The sequence below is a fragment of the Streptomyces sp. OZ13 genome (genome assembly GCF_052068155.1).
GTDB lineage: Bacteria > Actinomycetota > Actinomycetes > Streptomycetales > Streptomycetaceae > Streptomyces.
In genome coordinates this window covers 686,392-702,199 of sequence record NZ_JBQHCZ010000003.1, presented here as the reverse complement: position 1 = coordinate 702,199, position 15,808 = coordinate 686,392, and the positions used below count along the sequence as shown (strand labels likewise).

At 72.3% G+C, this 15,808-nt stretch carries 16 protein-coding genes; 9 read left to right on the top strand and 7 right to left on the bottom strand.

The window, feature by feature from the left end:
* Nucleotides 1-17 precede the first annotated feature (17 nt).
* Nucleotides 18-1,634, bottom strand: coding sequence for a carboxyl transferase domain-containing protein (locus ACTMTU_RS10145; protein ID WP_441263134.1), 1,617 nt, complete (start codon nucleotides 1,632-1,634; stop codon nucleotides 18-20).
* Nucleotides 1,635-1,722: 88 nt separating this feature from the next.
* Here ACTMTU_RS10145 and ACTMTU_RS10140 point away from each other — a divergent pair, with 88 nt between their 5' ends.
* Together ACTMTU_RS10140 and ACTMTU_RS10135 are read left to right on the top strand one after the other, a co-directional pair.
* Complete coding sequence (locus ACTMTU_RS10140) at nucleotides 1,723-2,316, top strand: SACE_7040 family transcriptional regulator (RefSeq protein WP_441263133.1); 594 nt, start codon at nucleotides 1,723-1,725, stop codon at nucleotides 2,314-2,316.
* Nucleotides 2,317-2,513: 197 nt separating this feature from the next.
* Nucleotides 2,514-3,302: a phosphatase gene (locus ACTMTU_RS10135; protein WP_441263132.1), complete on the top strand. Its 789-nt coding sequence runs from the start codon at nucleotides 2,514-2,516 to the stop codon at nucleotides 3,300-3,302.
* Between the two features lie 82 nt (nucleotides 3,303-3,384).
* Here ACTMTU_RS10135 and ACTMTU_RS10130 read toward each other — a convergent pair whose 3' ends face one another.
* Nucleotides 3,385-3,678, bottom strand: coding sequence for a hypothetical protein (locus ACTMTU_RS10130; RefSeq protein WP_441263131.1), 294 nt, complete (start codon nucleotides 3,676-3,678; stop codon nucleotides 3,385-3,387).
* Between the two features lie 154 nt (nucleotides 3,679-3,832).
* Between ACTMTU_RS10130 and ACTMTU_RS10125 the strand changes: the two genes are divergently transcribed.
* The 4 genes from ACTMTU_RS10125 to ACTMTU_RS10110 are packed head-to-tail and all read left to right on the top strand — an operon-like array spanning nucleotide 3,833 to nucleotide 6,344.
* Nucleotides 3,833-4,513 (top strand): response regulator, encoded by a 681-nt coding sequence (locus ACTMTU_RS10125; RefSeq protein ID WP_441263130.1) that lies wholly within the window; start codon nucleotides 3,833-3,835, stop codon nucleotides 4,511-4,513.
* Nucleotides 4,510-5,607 (top strand): sensor histidine kinase, encoded by a 1,098-nt coding sequence (locus ACTMTU_RS10120; RefSeq protein WP_441263129.1) that lies wholly within the window; start codon nucleotides 4,510-4,512, stop codon nucleotides 5,605-5,607. The genes ACTMTU_RS10125 and ACTMTU_RS10120 overlap by 4 nt, the downstream gene beginning before the upstream one ends.
* Nucleotides 5,608-5,655: 48 nt before the next feature.
* Nucleotides 5,656-6,006 (top strand): type II toxin-antitoxin system RelE/ParE family toxin, encoded by a 351-nt coding sequence (locus tag ACTMTU_RS10115; protein WP_441263182.1) that lies wholly within the window; start codon nucleotides 5,656-5,658, stop codon nucleotides 6,004-6,006.
* On the top strand, nucleotides 6,003-6,344 hold the full coding sequence (locus tag ACTMTU_RS10110) for a helix-turn-helix domain-containing protein (protein ID WP_441263128.1): 342 nt from the start codon (nucleotides 6,003-6,005) through the stop codon (nucleotides 6,342-6,344). Before ACTMTU_RS10115 ends, ACTMTU_RS10110 begins: the two co-directional genes overlap by 4 nt.
* A 29-nt stretch (nucleotides 6,345-6,373) precedes the next feature.
* On the opposite strand, the gene tesB is transcribed toward ACTMTU_RS10110, so the two are convergent.
* The 5 genes from tesB to ACTMTU_RS10085 form a co-directional block, all read right to left on the bottom strand.
* On the bottom strand, nucleotides 6,374-7,246 hold the full coding sequence (gene tesB / locus ACTMTU_RS10105) for an acyl-CoA thioesterase II (RefSeq protein WP_307706536.1): 873 nt from the start codon (nucleotides 7,244-7,246) through the stop codon (nucleotides 6,374-6,376).
* A gap of 10 nt (nucleotides 7,247-7,256) precedes the next feature.
* Entirely contained in the window at nucleotides 7,257-8,414 is a 1,158-nt protein-coding gene (locus tag ACTMTU_RS10100) for an acyl-CoA dehydrogenase family protein (protein ID WP_441263127.1), read from the bottom strand.
* A gap of 179 nt (nucleotides 8,415-8,593) precedes the next feature.
* Nucleotides 8,594-9,028: a hypothetical protein gene (locus ACTMTU_RS10095; protein ID WP_441263126.1), complete on the bottom strand. Its 435-nt coding sequence runs from the start codon at nucleotides 9,026-9,028 to the stop codon at nucleotides 8,594-8,596.
* A 286-nt stretch (nucleotides 9,029-9,314) separates the two neighbouring features.
* Nucleotides 9,315-9,797: a hypothetical protein gene (locus tag ACTMTU_RS10090; protein WP_441263125.1), complete on the bottom strand. Its 483-nt coding sequence runs from the start codon at nucleotides 9,795-9,797 to the stop codon at nucleotides 9,315-9,317.
* 104 nt (nucleotides 9,798-9,901) lie between these two features.
* Nucleotides 9,902-11,317, bottom strand: coding sequence for a PucR family transcriptional regulator ligand-binding domain-containing protein (locus tag ACTMTU_RS10085; protein WP_441263124.1), 1,416 nt, complete (start codon nucleotides 11,315-11,317; stop codon nucleotides 9,902-9,904).
* Between the two features lie 180 nt (nucleotides 11,318-11,497).
* On the opposite strand from ACTMTU_RS10085, the gene ACTMTU_RS10080 reads away from it, so the two are divergent.
* The 3 genes from ACTMTU_RS10080 to ACTMTU_RS10070 all read left to right on the top strand — a co-directional run bounded on the left by ACTMTU_RS10080 (nucleotide 11,498) and on the right by ACTMTU_RS10070 (nucleotide 15,690).
* Nucleotides 11,498-12,976 (top strand): sodium:solute symporter, encoded by a 1,479-nt coding sequence (locus ACTMTU_RS10080; RefSeq protein ID WP_441263123.1) that lies wholly within the window; start codon nucleotides 11,498-11,500, stop codon nucleotides 12,974-12,976.
* 63 nt (nucleotides 12,977-13,039) lie between these two features.
* On the top strand, nucleotides 13,040-14,011 hold the full coding sequence (gene speB / locus ACTMTU_RS10075) for an agmatinase (RefSeq protein ID WP_441263122.1): 972 nt from the start codon (nucleotides 13,040-13,042) through the stop codon (nucleotides 14,009-14,011).
* Nucleotides 14,008-15,690, top strand: coding sequence for a thiamine pyrophosphate-binding protein (locus tag ACTMTU_RS10070; protein ID WP_441263121.1), 1,683 nt, complete (start codon nucleotides 14,008-14,010; stop codon nucleotides 15,688-15,690). Before speB ends, ACTMTU_RS10070 begins: the two co-directional genes overlap by 4 nt.
* Nucleotides 15,691-15,808: the final 118 nt, after the last annotated feature.

Here is a 15,808-nt window from a genome sequence, read left to right as displayed (position 1 = left end):
TCATCGTGGAAGGTCCCTCACATCCGGAAGACGCCGAAGCCGGCGTCTCCCAACGGGGCGTTGGCACAGGCGGTCAGAGCGAGCCCCAGCACCTGCCGGGTCTCCATCGGGTCGATCACGCCGTCGTCCCACAGGCGGGCCGTCGCGTAGTACGCGTTGCCCTGCTGTTCGTACTGGGCGCGGATCGGGTCCTTGAAGGTCTCTTCCTCCTCGGCGGACCACTGCTCGCCGCGGCCCTCGAGCTGGTCCCGCTTGACGGTGGCCAGCACGGACGCGGCCTGTTCGCCGCCCATCACCGAGATCTTGGCGTTGGGCCACATCCACAGGAAACGGGGGCTGTACGCCCGGCCGCACATCGAGTAGTTGCCCGCGCCGTACGAACCGCCGACGACCACGGTCAGCTTCGGCACCCTGGTGCAGGCCACCGCGGTGACCATCTTGGCGCCGTGCTTGGCGATGCCGCCCGCCTCGTAGTCCTTGCCGACCATGAAGCCGGAGATGTTCTGCAGGAAGAGGAGCGGGATGCCGCGCTGGTCGCAGAGCTCGATGAAGTGCGCGCCCTTCTGGGCGGACTCGGCGAACAGGATGCCGTTGTTGGCGACGATGCCGACCGGATGGCCGTGGATCCGGGCGAAACCGGTGACCAGCGTCTGGCCGAACTCGGCCTTGAACTCCTGGAAGCGGGACGCGTCCACGACGCGGGCGATGATCTCGCGGGCGTCGTAGGGCGTGCGGGAGTCGACCGGCACCGCCCCGTACAGCCCCCCAGGGTCGACCTTCGGCTCCTCAGTTGGCTCGACCTGCCAGGGCAGCGGTCCGCGCGGGGGGAGTGTCGCCACGATGTTCCTGACGATCCGCAGGGCGTGCGCGTCGTCCTCGGCGAGGTGGTCGGTGACACCGGAGACGCGGGAGTGGACCTCACCGCCGCCGAGCTCCTCCGCCGTGACGACCTCGCCGGTCGCGGCCTTCACCAGCGGCGGACCGCCCAGGAAGATGGTGCCCTGGTTGCGGACGATCACGGCCTCGTCGCTCATCGCCGGGACGTACGCGCCGCCCGCCGTGCACGAGCCGAGCACCGCCGCGATCTGCGGGATCCCGGCGCCGGACATCCGGGCCTGGTTGTAGAAGATCCGCCCGAAGTGGTCGCGGTCGGGGAACACCTCGTCCTGCATCGGCAGGAAAGCGCCGCCGGAGTCCACCAGATAGACACAGGGGAGGCGGTTCTCCAGCGCCACCTCCTGGGCCCGCAGGTGCTTCTTCACCGTCATCGGGTAGTACGTCCCGCCCTTGACCGTGGCGTCGTTGGCGACGACAACGACCTCACGGCCGCTGACCCTGCCGATCCCGGCGATCACGCCGGCGGCCGGGGCCTGCCCTCCGTACATCCCCTCGGCCGCGAGGGGGGCCAGCTCGAGGAACGGCGACCCCGGGTCGAGCAGGGTGTCGACCCGCTCCCGGGGCAGCAGCTTGCCGCGCGCCGTGTGGCGGGCGCGCGCCTTCTCGCCGCCGCCGAGGCGGGCCGCCGCGAGACGGGACCGCAGACCGTCGGCGAGCTCCTGATGTGCCGCCTCATTGGCCTGCCAGGCCTCGGAGGCCGGGTCCGCGGCGCTCGCCAGCACTGGTGCCTGCTGCATTGATCGAGCTCCCTTGCTCGGTTAATGAGCGTTAACGTGTTGCGTCAAGGTTAACGACCGCTAACCGCCCTGTCTAGAATGAATGTTCATGAGCACCAGGACCGCGGCCCCGACCCGCCGCGAGCAGATCCTCAAGGAGGCCGCCCGCCTCTTCGCAGAGCGCGGCTTCCACGGCGTGGGCGTCGACGAGATAGGAGCCGCGGTCGGCATCAGTGGCCCCGGTCTGTACCGCCACTTCGCAGGCAAGGACGCCATGCTGGCGGAGCTGCTGGTCGGCATCAGTGAGCGCCTCCTGGACGGGGGGCGGCTGCGGGTCGAGGAGGCGGGCACCGGGCCGGAGTCGGTGCTCGCGTCCCTCATCGACGGTCACATCGACTTCGCCCTCGACGACCGCCCCCTGATCACCCTGCACGACCGGGAGCTGGATCGCCTCCGGGACAGTGACCGCAAGCGGGTGCGCCAGCTCCAGCGCCAGTACGTGGAGCTGTGGGTGACCGTGGTCCGAGAGCTCCACCCCGAAGTCGCGGAGTCCGAGGCGCGGGCGGCCGTGCACGCGGTCTTCGGTCTGCTGAACTCCACCCCGCACCTCGGGGCGAACGGCGGCGGCCCCCTGGGCCGCGCGGCGACGGAGGGCCTGCTGCGCCGTCTGGCACACGGGGCGCTGGCGTCGCTCGCGGGCTGACGGACGCACCGGCGCGCGGCGGACCCGCGGCGGACGGCGCAGGGCGGTCCGCCGGGGCCGGAGCTGCGACGGCGAGGGGGCGGGTCCGCAGGCCGCGAAGGAGCACCCACGCACCGGCTCACGGCGCGGGGCTGTGGGCACGTCCCAGCGGGCAATACGGTCGACACGCTCCGCTCACCCCACGGCACAATGGGTCCATGCCGATACCCAGCCGTGCCGCTCTCGTCGACCACCTCGTCCGCACACGTATCGCCGGAGACGTCGCCACTCCGCGCGACAACAACCTCTCCCACTACCGCAAGCTCGCCAACGGTGACCGGCACTACTGGCTCGGCCTCGAACTCGGGGACCGCTGGAGCGACGAGCAGGACGTGCTCGCCGTCATGGCGGAGCGCTGCGGAGTCAGCGACGATCCCGGACACCGGCAGGGACAGGACACCATCGACCCCGAGCTGACCGTCGACGCGCTCGAACGCATGGCCGCGCGACTGCGCAAGGCGGCCGACGCGAAGGAGCGGGTCCTGTTCGCGACCGGTCACCCCGGCGGGCTGCTGGACGTGCACCGGGCCACGGCTGCCGCGCTGCGGGCGGCCGGCTGCGAGATCGTGCGGATCCCGGGCGGGCTGATCGCGGACGAAGGCATGGTCTTCCAGTTCGCCGACGTCGCCATGCTCGAGCGCGGCGCGACCCTGTGGCACACCCACTCACCGGCCCCGATGGCCGCGATCCTGGACGCCATGGCGCACGAGGGCAGGCCGCTGCCCGATCTCGTGGTGGCCGATCACGGCTGGGCGGGCTGTGCGGGACAGCGCGGGCTGGACTCCATCGGATACGCGGACTGCAACGACCCGGCGCTGTTCATCGGCGAGGCGGAGGGCACGCTCCAGGTGACCGTCCCCCTCGACGACCACGTCACCGACCCGCGTTTCTACGACCCCATGACGGCGTACCTGCTCGACGCGGCGGGCCTCACCCACGAGCTGTGAAACCGGCGGTGGCCCCCTGCGGCCACCGCCGGCATCACGTCCCGGAACTCGCCGCGGCCCCCACCGCGGCCCCCCGCCGGGGTCAGCGGCGCCAGAGGCCCCGCACCACGCAGTACGTCCCGCCGAGCAGCAGCAGGGAGAGCGAGCCCCGCAGGCCCAGCGCCAGGACGTACCGCCATCCGGTCCCGAGGTCGATCAGCCGCTCACGCAGGATCAGGAACAGCACCACCGAGCCGACGATCAGTACCGCGCCGCCGGCGGTCCACACCGCCCGGACGCCGGGCGACGCCTTCGCCCAGGCCGCGGTGCCGGCCGCGTCGTTCGCCGGCTCATCGGCGTACGACGGTTCCTCCTCGGCCTGCGGCACCGCACTCACGGATCCCTCCCGGCAACGGTCCGGCGGCCCGGGCAGCGTGGTCCCGGGGGTTGGTCCAGCCCCCGGGGATCCGGACGGGCGCTTGTGGCGTCCTAGGATCTGCATCCAGGCTCGCAGCCGCAGGCACGCCATCGCTCAGACCACAGGACGACCTTTGCACTACGACTTGAGGCCGCCGGTGCGTGTGCTCGTCGTCGACGACGAGGAACTGGTACGCGCCGCGCTGCAACGGCTCCTCGACTCGGCCGACGACATCACCGTCGCCGCCACCTGCGACGGCCCCGACGCCCTCGAAACGGCCCGGCGGCTCGCCCCCGACGTGGTCCTGCTGGACATCGACATGCCGGGAGCCTCCGGCCTCGACGTGCTGCACGCCGTGCGGGCACTGCCCGCCCCGCCCGTGGTGGCCATGCTCACCGCCCTCGACCGCGCCGACCACGTCGAGCGCGCCCTGCGGGAGGGCGCGTCCGGGTTCCTGCTCAAGACCACGGAACCGCGCCTGTTCGTCGACGCGGTTCGCCTCCTCGCCGCCGGCGGGGTGATCTGCACACCGCCGGGCAGCGCCGCCGTACTGGCCCGGTACACGGCCGGTGCCCCCGCCCCCGCGCCGCCCCGGGCGTCCGACGACCTCGCGGGCCTCACCCGGCGTGAGCACGAGGTCCTCACCCTGATCGCGGCGGGACTGTCCAACACCGACATCGCCACCCACCTCGGTATGGGGGTGACCACGGTCAAGACACACATCGGCGCGCTGAAGCGGAAGCTCTCCGTCACCAGCCGGGTCGGCCTGGCCGCGGTCGTCCACCGCGCCACGGGCGGACAGGGAACGGGATGAGCGCCCGGTACTGGGCCGGTCAAGCCCTCGTCGTCGCCGCCGCCGTCGCGGAGGCGCTGGCCACCCGGGTCTGGCTGGAGGACTGGATGGCCGTCGGCGCGCTCGCCGCGGCCGGCCTGCTCGTCCTGCGCGGGCGCTTCCCCCGTACCGTCTTCGCCCTCACGCTGCCGACACTGGCCACCGGCGTGCTGTGGCTGCCCGCCATGTGCGCGCTGCACGCCCTCGCCGCGTCCCCGCGCCGTCGCGCCGAAGTGGCCGCCGCCTCGGCCGCCGTCGCCGTCGTGGCGTTCGTGCCCTGGCGGGACCTGGACGGATACGCCTGGTCGCTGCCGGAGACCACCCTCGGCGTCCTGCTCGCCGGGCTGCTCGCCGTCGCCCCCGCCGCCCTCGGCCTGCTCGGCCGGGCCCGCGCCGAACTCGCCGCCCGCCTCGCCGAACTGGCGCTCTCCCGCGAACGCGAGCGCCGGTACGCCGCCGAACAGGCCGCGCTACGGGAACGCGAACGGCTGGCCCGGGACGTCCACGACACGGCCGCCCACCACCTGAGCCTGATCAGCCTGCGGTGCAGCGGGCTCGCCGCGGCCGCCGACTCGGCCCCGTACCGGGAGGAGGCCGCCGCCCTGGGCGAGCTCAGCCGCCGCGCCGCGGCCGACCTGCGCCGGGCCATCCGCCACGACGGCCCGGGCCTCGCGCAGCTCCCGGAGCTCCTCGATGCGGCGCGCGACCTCGTCGAGGCGGTGCACCTGGACGCCGGCGACTGTCCTCCGGCGGTCGAGCACGCCGCCTACCGCATCGTCCAGGAGGGCCTGACCAACATCCGCCGCCACGCCCCGGGCGCCGCCGCCCGCGTGACGGTGCGCCGCAGTGGGCACACCCTGCTCGTCGCCGTCCACAACGCTCCGCCGCCGGGACCCTGCCCGCCCCCCGACCCCGGCGGCCACGGCCTCTCCGGCCTCCGCACCCGCACAGCGGCCCTCGGCGGCACCCTCACGGCCGGCCCGACACCCGCCGGCGGCTTCGCCCTGGCCGCGACACTGCCGGTGCCGACGACGCCCGGCCAGGGGGCGGAGTTTCCGGTGCGCGGAGAGACGTAGTCAACTGAGGGGCCGGTTTCACCCGGTTGGTGGACTTCCGCCGTCGAGATCGAACCCGAGGTCAGGCGGTGGCTCGCCAACCTCCCGGACCGCGACTACCTCATCGTCGTGCGCCTCGCCTGCAACGCGACGACGCTCGGTGAGCCGTACTCCCGGCATCTGGGCGGCCGCGTGCGCGAGTTGCGCTTCGACCTTGGGCACAATCGTGACGCCGTACGGCTGCCTTACTGGCTTGCGCCAGGGCGTCGGATCGTCCTGCTGACCGTGTTCCGCAAGAACCGGCAGCGGGAGGATGCCGAAGTTGCCCGCGCCCGGCGTGCTCAGGCTGTATGTCAGGCCGAACACGAACCGGCGCACGAGGAATTCACCCGCGTCATCACGGAGGGACGGTCTCGATGACAAGCCGCGCACGATGGAAACTTGCCCGCGACAAGGAGATCGCCAAGGGCATCAGCGAGAGCCCCGAGGTCGCGAGGCGGCGCGAGGAGATCCGCCTGGCATTCGATCTCGGGCAGGCCGTCTACGACCGGCGGACCGAGCTCGGGATCTCCCAGACCGAGCTCGCCAAGCGCGCCGAGATGACCCAGCCCCAGGTCTCCAAGCTGGAGCTCGGCGGCACCATGCCCACCCTGCCGCTGCTCGCCCGGCTCGCCCGCGCGCTCGACGCGACGCTCAGTCTGGAGCTCGACGGTGACACGTCGAAAGTGGTGTTCGCGGCGCACACCCCGGCCGCCTGACCGCCGGCCGGGGCGCGCGCCGCGCGTGGTCAGCGCGGGACGCGGACCACGCCTTCCTGGATGACCGAGATCGCCAGCTGCCCGTCCTGGGTGTAGATACGGGCCTGGCCCAGGCCCCGGCCGCCGGAGGCGGAGGGTGACTGCTGGTCGTACAGGAGCCATTCGTCCGCGCGGAAGGGCCGGTGGAACCACATCGCGTGGTCCAGCGACGCTCCCACGACGTCCCCGACCGCCCAGCCGCCCCGGCCGTGGGCGAGCAGGACCGAGTCGAGCAGCGTCATGTCGGAGACGTACGTCGCGAGGCAGACGTGCAGCAGGGAGTCGTCGGCGAGCTTGCCGTTCGCGCGGAACCAGACCTGGGAGCGCGGCTCGCGCGGCCGGCCCGCCGTGGCGTACGGCGGCTCGTCCACGTAACGGAGGTCGACCGCCGCCCGTGCCTCGAGGAGCCGGTCCACCACGCCGGGGTCGACGAAGCGGTCCGCGTAGCGCGGCAGCATCTCGGCGGCCGTCGGCAGCGATTCCGGGTCCGGCGCGTCAGGCATCTCCGCCTGGTGCTCCAAACCCTCCTCCGGCGTCTGGAACGACGCCGAGAGGTGGAAGATCGGCTGGCCGTGCTGGACCGCGACCACCCGCCGGGTCGTGAACGACCGGCCGTCGCGGATGCGGTCGACCGTGTAGACGATCGGGGCGCCCGGGTCGCCCATGCGCAGGAAGTACGAGTGCAGCGAGTGCGCCGTGCGGTCCGCCGGGGCCGTCCGGCCCGCGGCGACCAGCGCCTGAGCGGCGACCTGCCCGCCGAAGACGCGTGGGACCACGGCCGAACGGGAGCTTCCCCGGAAGATGTTCTGCTCGATCTGCTCCAGGTCGAGCAGATCGAGCAGTTCGTCGAGCGCTTGGTTCACGTCAGGGAACCTACAGGCCCATCGACTTGGCGATGATGGACTTCATGACCTCGCTGGTGCCGCCGTAGATGCGGTTGACGCGGTTGTCGGCGTACAGGCGGGCGATCGGGTACTCGTTCATGTAGCCGTAGCCGCCGTGCAGCTGGAGGCAGCGGTCGATCACACGGTGGGCGACCTCGGTGCAGAACAGCTTCGCGGAAGCGGCCTCCGCGGCGGTCAGCTCGCCGGCGTCGAGCGCTTCCAGCGCGCGGTCGGCGACGGCCTCCGCCGCGTCCACCTCGGCCTGGCAGGCGGCCAGCTCGAACTTGGTGTTCTGGAACGAGGCGACCGGCTTGCCGAAGACCGTACGGTCGGTCACGTACTGCTGGGCGAACCGGACGGCGGCCTTGGCCTGGGCGTACGCGCCGAACGCGATGCCCCAGCGCTCGGACGGCAGGTTCTGGCCGAGGTAGTAGAAGCCCTTGTTCTCCTCGCCGAGCAGGTCCTCGACGGGGACCTTGACGTCGACGAAGGCCAGCTCGGCGGTGTCGGAGGTGCGCAGGCCCAGCTTGTCCAGCTTGCGGCCGACGGAGTAGCCCTCGGACTTGGTGTCCACGGCGAACAGGGAGATGCCGAAGCGGCGGTCGTCCTCGCGCGGGGCGGACGTACGGGCGCAGACGATCACACGGTCGGCGTGCACGCCGCCGGTGATGAAGGTCTTGGCGCCGTTGAGGACGTAGTGCGTGCCGTCCTCGGAGAGCTTGGCGGTGGTCTTCATGCCCGCGACGTCGGAGCCGGTGCCCGGCTCGGTCATCGCCAGCGCCCACATCTCCTCGCCGGTGACGAACTTCGTCAGGTAGCGCTTCTTCTGCTCGTCGGTGGCGAGCAGCTTGATGTAGGGGAGGGCGAGCAGCACGTGCACACCGGAGCCGCCGAACTGGACGCCCGCACGGGAGGTCTCCTCGTAGAGGACGGCCTCGAACTTGTGCGTGTCCAGGCCCGCGCCGCCGAACTCCTCGGGCACGTTGATGCCGAAGATGCCCAGCTCGCCGAGCTTGTAGTAGAAGTCGCGCGGCGCCTGGCCTGCAGCGAACCACTCGTCGTAGACGGGGACGACCTCGGCCTCGATGAAGGCGCGGATGGTGTCCCGGAACGCCTCGTGGTCCTCGTTGAATACGGTCCGGCGCACGGACGCCTCCTCGGTGACTGTGACTGTGTGGGCACGCTGGCACATGGCTAAGCGCTTGCTCAGGCTAAGTTACCGGGGGGTTGTTGAAAGTGTCCATAGTGATGCTGAGCACGTACGGGCGTGACGACGCCCCCGTCGCGTGGACGGAGGCGTTGTCGATGGGCGGGCTGTGGGCGGTCTCAGCAGGCGATTCCCTGCGAGCGCAGCCACTCGCACTGCGTCTCGCCGGATGTCTTGCCGCCGTCGTAGGCGCGGGGGTCCTTGTACGCGGGGCCGACGGGCTCGTTGTCCTCGAACACGCCGTCTCCGTCGATGTCCCCGCCGTCGGGGTCGATCGTGCCGCCGGGGTTACGGCAGTTCTGGCGGTCGGCCGGGTCCGTGGTGCACTGCTCCTTCGCCGCGGCCTCCTCCGCCGCTGCGCTCTGGGCCGTGGCCTGGGTCGCCAGGGCCTTCCCCAACGGGGCGGTCCCGACCTGCAGGGAGACCTTGGGGAGGTCGGCCGGTGGTCGGGGCGCGGAGGCCTCGGCCCCGCAGGCGGAAAGCGTCGAGAGCAGGCAGGCTGCCAGAACGGTGGTGCCGGCGAGCGTGCCGGTCCTGCGGCGGGTTATGTGCATGGGCCCACACTCCGACCAATGAGCGATTTGTCCGCTTGTGCGACGAACGGTACGGCGGTTCCCCCCGACCGGTCAACGTTTCGGAGCCCGCCGTTCCGACCGCCCGGAGTGCGTCGGATCATGACGAACGTGGCCGGACCCGCTCACGCCGCAGGCGCCGCCGTGTTCATCCGAGACGCTCTCAAGGTCTACGCGGAGGAGCATCTGACCGACTGAGGAAACCGTGCCCGACGGCCTGCACCGGCAGCCTCTCGCAGGTGGCCCTGAACCGGCGGCAGAGGCGGGCTCAGCCAGGCAGTGCCGGCGGCGGGCCCGGTTGGGGGTCCTCCGCGTCGTAGGCGGAGAGCGCCGCCTGGCGGTGGTCGAGGAGTTCGGCGAGATCCTCCGGGGACAGGTTCTCGCGTGCCAGTTTCACCGTGGCTCGGCCTTCCAGGGCCGCCCACGCGTGGCGGGCGCGCTTGTTGGCGCGGCAGCGGGTGTCGCTGCGGAGGAAGCCGGCGCCCGCCGCGAAGCCGGCGGAGGCGAGGGCGAGCAGGGCGGCGGGGACGCGGGCGTCCGCCGTGGCGAGGCCCGCGGCTCCGGCGGTGCCGGCGAGGAGGGCGGCGGGGAAGCCGAGGGCGATATGGGCCTTGGTCCAGAACTCGGCACGGCGGTGGGCGAGTCCCTTCTGGTGCGCCGCCTCGTCCCGTAACCGCTCGATCTCGGCGCGCAGGCGGCGCGCCGGCCCGTCCGGGTCCGCGACCCTGGTTCCGTCAGCAGGAGTGACCATGCGGGAATTCCAACACACTTGCCGGGCAAGGGAATTGGTGCGAGGTGACAGCTTTCTGTGGCGTCGGTCGTGGGCTTGTCACGGAACCGTGGACGTCGGACCACCTACCCGTGCCGCAGTGCGAACCACAGCTCCATCCGGACGTCCACGTCGTCCAGGTCGGCGTCCAGCAGGGTCGCGCAGCGGCCGATGCGCTGACGGACCGTGTTGCGGTGGATGCCCATGGCGGCGGCGGTGCGGTCCCAACTGCCGTGCAGGGAGAGCCAGGTCCGCAGCGTCTCGACGAGCGCGGGGGAGTCGGCGAGCGGCGCCAGGCGTGCGCGGGCGTTGTCGGGGGTGAGCGGGCCGGACTCGCGGTGGCGCACCAGCGGTCTGCCCGTCGTGAGTGCACGGCGCAGGGCGCGTGCCGCGTGCGTGTCGGCGAGGGCGAGGTCCCGCGCCTCTGCGGGGGCGCTGACTCCGAGCGTCCAACCAGGCTGGACCTCGACGGCCGTACTCGCGGGCAGCAGCAGGCGTACCGCCGTGCCGTCGGGTGTCTCGACCAGGGAGGTGCCCAGCGCCGCCGCCAGCGCGGCCGTCGCGAACGGGGTCCCGTCGCCGCCCTGGGCGTGGACCACCGTCCAGGGGCCCGGGTCCAGGGAGCGCGCCGCCTCGGCCGGGGTCTCGCCGAGGAGCAGGCGGACCAGGGCCGCGTCGCGTACCGCGGAATCCGCGCCCCGTCGCGGGGCCGTGAGCAGGGAGAGCAGGACGACCGCCACCCCGGCGATGGTGTGGTTCCCCGGCTCGTGGTGCTCGGACGCGACGGCGAGCGTGAGTCCGTCGGCGCCGCCGAGCGCGTACGCGGCGAGCCGAAGCCCCCCGCCGTCCCCGCTCGCCGTCGCCGGTCCGCCAGGGCGTGGGCCCACCACCCCCGCCAGATCGGCGAGTGCACGGCTCGCCGCGTCGGGGATCGGGCGGCCCGCCGCCGCCGACTCCGTACCGTCCGGGGCGAAGAGCACCGCGCGTCCGCCGAGCCGCGAGGCCAGTGCGCCGAGCACCGCGGGGACAGGGGCCGGCCGGGCAGCCGCCGTCGCCAGCGACTGCTGCGCCTCGGTCACCCGACGCAACTCCTGGAGGCGGGCCTGGGCCATCAGTCGCCACAGCGCCCGGGCCACGGCCGTGAACGGCGTCTGCGGCGGCACCTCGACCAGCGGTAGGCCGTGGCGTGTGCACGCCGCGACGAGCTCCGCGGGCACGGTGTCGTACACCGGAGCCACACCGAAGCCGAGCGCCGCCGCACCCGCCTCGACCACACGTTCCACGTACCGCGACGGGTCGCTGAGCTGCACGCCCGCCGTCATCAGCAGTTCACCGCCGAGGAGGTACGGATAGGGGTCCGCCATCTCGGAGGTGTGCACCCAGTGGAGGGCGGCGTCCTCGGAGCCGGTGAGCAGGCGCAGCCCGAGGTCCCGGCGGGCGAGCAGGGCGGCGAGCGGGACGGCCGGCGCCGGTGGCGTGGATGCGGGCTCCTGAGCGGACATGACGGTGGACCCTTCGTACATCCATCGTGGGGCCGATGGATGAAACGTACACTTCAGCGTCGCTTTGCGGCCACCTACTGTCATGCCATCCAGCGGCAGCGGGTACGGGCGGATGTCCCCGCGATCGGCCCTGGCACTTTCCCCGCACGACACGCCACTGAGGTGAGCAGAGGAGGGCCCATGGCCGTCGACTACGCAGTCATCGTCCTGTACCTGGCCAGCATGCTGGCGATGGGCTGGTGGGGCATGCGCCGCGCCAGGTCCAAGAGCGAGTTCCTGGTCGCGGGCCGCAGGCTCGGCCCCTGGATGTACTCGGGAACCATGGCCGCGATCGTGCTCGGCGGCGCGTCCACCATCGGCGGCGTCGGACTCGGCTACAAGTACGGACTCTCGGGCGCCTGGATGGTCTTCACCATCGGCCTCGGCCTGCTCGCGCTGTCCGTCTTCTTCTCCGCGCGGATCGCCCGGCTCAAGGTCTACACCGTCTCCGAGATGCTCGACCTGCGCTACGGCGGCAAGGCCGGCGTGATCTCGGGCGTCGTCATGTGGGCGTACACCCTGATGCTGGCCGTCACCTCGACCATCGCCTACGCGACGATCTTCGACGTCCTCTTCGACCTGCCCCGGACCGCCGCGATCATCCTCGGCGGCACGATCGTCGTCGCCTACTCGACCCTCGGCGGAATGTGGTCCATCACGATCACCGACATGGTGCAGTTCGTGGTGAAGACCATCGGCGTGCTGCTTCTGCTCCTGCCCATCGCCGTCGTCAAGGCCGGCGGCTTCGCCGAGATGAAGGCGGCCCTGCCGACCGCGTACTTCGAGCCGCTCGGCATCGGCGGCGAGACGATCTTCACGTACGTGCTGATCTACACGTTCGGCATGCTCATCGGCCAGGACATCTGGCAGCGGGTCTTCACGGCCCGCACCGACAAGGTAGCCAAGTGGGGCGGCACCGTCGCCGGTACGTACTGCCTCGCCTACGCCCTCGCCGGCGCCGTCATCGGCACGGCCGCCAAGGTGATCTACCCCAAGCTGCCCAGCGCCGACGACGCGTTCGCCACCATCGTCAAGGACGAGCTGCCGATGGGCGTGCGGGGCCTGGTGCTGGCCGCCGCGCTCGCCGCCGTCATGTCCACCTCCTCCGGCGCGCTCATCGCCTGCGCCACCGTCGCCAACAACGACATCTGGTCCCGGCTGCGCGGCCTCACCGCCAAGGCCGAGGGCGAACACGACGAGGTCAAGGGCAACCGCGCCTTCATCCTGATCATGGGCGTCGGCGTCATCCTCATCGCCATCGCCCTGAACGACGTCGTCCAGGCCCTCACCGTCGCCTACAACCTGCTCGTCGGCGGCCTGCTCGTGCCCATCCTCGGCGGTCTGCTGTGGAAGCGCGGCACCGTGCAGGGCGCGCTCGCCGCGGTGACCGTCGGCGGCCTCTCGGTCATCGGCCTCATGGCGGCATACGGCATCCTGGCCAACCAGCCCGTCTACTACGGCCTGCTCGCCTCCCTCGCCGCGTACGTGGCCGTCAGCCTGGCCACCCGGCCCACCGACCCGGCCGTGCTCGCCGCCTGGCGTGAGCGGCTGGCCGGCCGCGGCGGCGACGAGACCGAACCGGAGGCCCCGGCCGCCGAGGCCGCACCGGCCCGCAGTTAAAGTCGTACAAACGCCATCAAAAGGCTGAATGCGCAACGAAGCGCAAGAAGGAAGGCATGTCACATGAGCAGCAACGAGCAGCCGCGCGGCCCCGTCGACTCCTCCCGCATCCCGCGGTACGCCGGACCCGCCACGTTCGCCCGGCTGCCCCGGCTCGACGAGGTCGGCCGTGCCGACGTCGCCGTGGTCGGCGTCCCCTTCGACTCCGGGGTCTCCTACCGTCCCGGTGCGCGCTTCGGCGGCAACGCCATCCGCGAGGCTTCGAGGCTCCTGCGCCCGTACAACCCGGCGCAGGACGCCTCGCCCTTCGCGCTCGCCCAGGTCGCCGACGCTGGTGACATCGCGGCCAACCCGTTCAACATCAACGAGGCCGTCGACACCATCGAAGCCGCCGCCGACGACCTGCTCGGAACCGGCGCCCGGATGATGACGCTCGGCGGCGACCACACCATCGCACTGCCGCTGCTGCGTTCCGTAGCCAAGAAGCACGGGCCGGTCGCCCTGCTCCACTTCGACGCGCACCTCGACACCTGGGACACCTACTTCGGCGCCGAGTACACGCACGGCACCCCGTTCCGTCGCGCCGTCGAGGAGGGCATCCTCGACACCGAGGCGCTGTCCCACGTCGGCACCCGCGGCCCGCTGTACGGCAAGCAGGACCTCACCGACGACGAGAAGATGGGCTTCGGCATCGTCACCTCCGCCGACGTCTACCGCCGGGGCGCCGACGAGGTCGCCGACCAGCTGCGGCAGCGCATCGGGGACCGGCCGCTGTACATCTCCATCGACATCGACTGCCTCGACCCGGCGCACGCCCCCGGCACCGGCACCCCCGAGGCCGGCGGCATGACCTCACGCGAACTCCTCGAGATCCTGCGCGGCCTCGCGTCCTGCAACCTCGTCTCCGCCGACGTCGTCGAGGTGGCGCCGGCCTACGACCACGCCGAGATCACCTCCGTCGCCGCGTCGCACACCGCGTACGAGCTGACCACGATCATGTCCCGGCAGATCGCCGACGCGAGGAAGACGCAGTGACCCACGACCACGACCTGGTGCTGCGCCCCACCGCGGCCCAGACAGAGGCGGCCCTGAACCCGCCGGCCGGCCGCAACGGCGGCGACCTCGTCGTCGAGACCCTCTCCGGGCTCGGCGCGACGACGGTCTTCGGTCTGCCCGGCCAGCACGCGCTCGGCATGTTCGACGCCCTTCGCCGCTCGTCCCTGCGGTACGTGGGCCTGCGCGTGGAGAACAACGCGGGCTTCGCCGCCGACGCGTACGGCCGGGTCACCGGCGAAGCGGCACCGCTGCTGCTGTCGACCGGGCCCGGCGCGCTGATGTCCCTCGCCGCGCTCCAAGAGGCGGCCGCGGCGTCGGCGCCCGTGCTGGCGATCGGCAGCCAGGTGCCCTCCGCCGGGCTCGGCGGCGGCCGCCACGGCTACTTGCACGAACTGCGCGACCAGCAGGCGTCGTTCCGCGACATCGTCAAGTCCGTGCACGTCGTGCGCACGGCCTCCCAGATCCCGTCGGCGATCGCGGCCGCCTGGGAATCGGCGCTGACCGCCCCGCACGGACCCGTTTGGGTCGAGATCCCGCAGGACGTCCTCCTGGCCGGGACCACCTTCCCGGTCGTCACCGCCATGGACGCCACACCCGACGACGTCGTGCCACGGCCCGAACTCACCGCCGTCGCGGCCGACCTGCTGTCGAACGCCGCCCGGCCGGCGATCATCGCCGGCGGCGGAGTCGTACGCTCCGATGCCTCCGGCAAGCTGCTCGCGCTCGCCGAGAAGCTCGACGCGCCGGTCGTCACCACCTTCGGCGGCAAGGGCGCCTTCCCCTGGGAGCACCCGCTCTCCCTCCAGTCCTGGCTGGAGGACCGCCACACCACCGACTTCCTGGAGTCGGCGGACGTACTGCTCGTCGTCGGCTCCGGCCTCGGCGAACTGTCCTCGAACTACCACACGTTCGCCCCGCGCGGCCGAGTGATCCAGATCGAGGCCGACCTCGGCAAGCTGGAGTCCAACCACCCGGCGCTCGGCATCCACGCGGACGCGCGCCTCGCGCTGTCCGCCCTGCTGGAGACGGTGGCGGAACGCGAGGACCCGTCGGCCGCCGCCTCCGTGCGGGACGTGCTCGCGGCGGTCCGGGCTCGCATCGACGCCCAGGAACTCACCCTGGAGCAGCGGATCCTCGCCTCCGTCCGGGAGGCGCTGCCCGACGACTCGCCAAGCTTCTGGGACATGACGATCCTGGCCTACTGGGCCTGGTCCGCCTTCGACGCCCGCAAGCCCAACACCATGCACTCGGCCCAGGGCGCCGGCGGCCTCGGCTACGGCTTCCCCGCCGCCCTCGGCGCGGCCGCCGCCGACCCCTCCCGGCCCGTCCTCGCCGTCTCCGGCGACGGCGGCGCGATGTACTCCATCGCCGAACTCGCCACCGCCCGCCAGTACGGCCTGCCGGTCACATGGCTGATCGTCGACGACGGCGGCTACGGCATCCTGCGCGAGTACATGACGGACGCGTTCGGCGAGGCCACCGCCACCGAGCTGGCCCGCCCGGACTTCGTGGCGCTGGCGGAGTCCTTCGGCGTCCCCGCTGTCCGCACGAGCCCGGAGTCCCTGTCGGAGGACCTGGCGAAGGCCTTCGCCCAGCCGGGCCCGTCGGTGGTCGTCCTCCCGGCGCTGCTGCGGATGTTCGCCCCGACGCACCTGTGACTGCAGGGGCCGTGGGGCGGTGACGGCCCGGCCGCGGCCGGGTGTGCCGGGGCCACGCCATGCCCGGCTGCGGTAACCGTCCTGGTCCCGCCGTCCTGCTCCCGCCACCTGGTCTTCG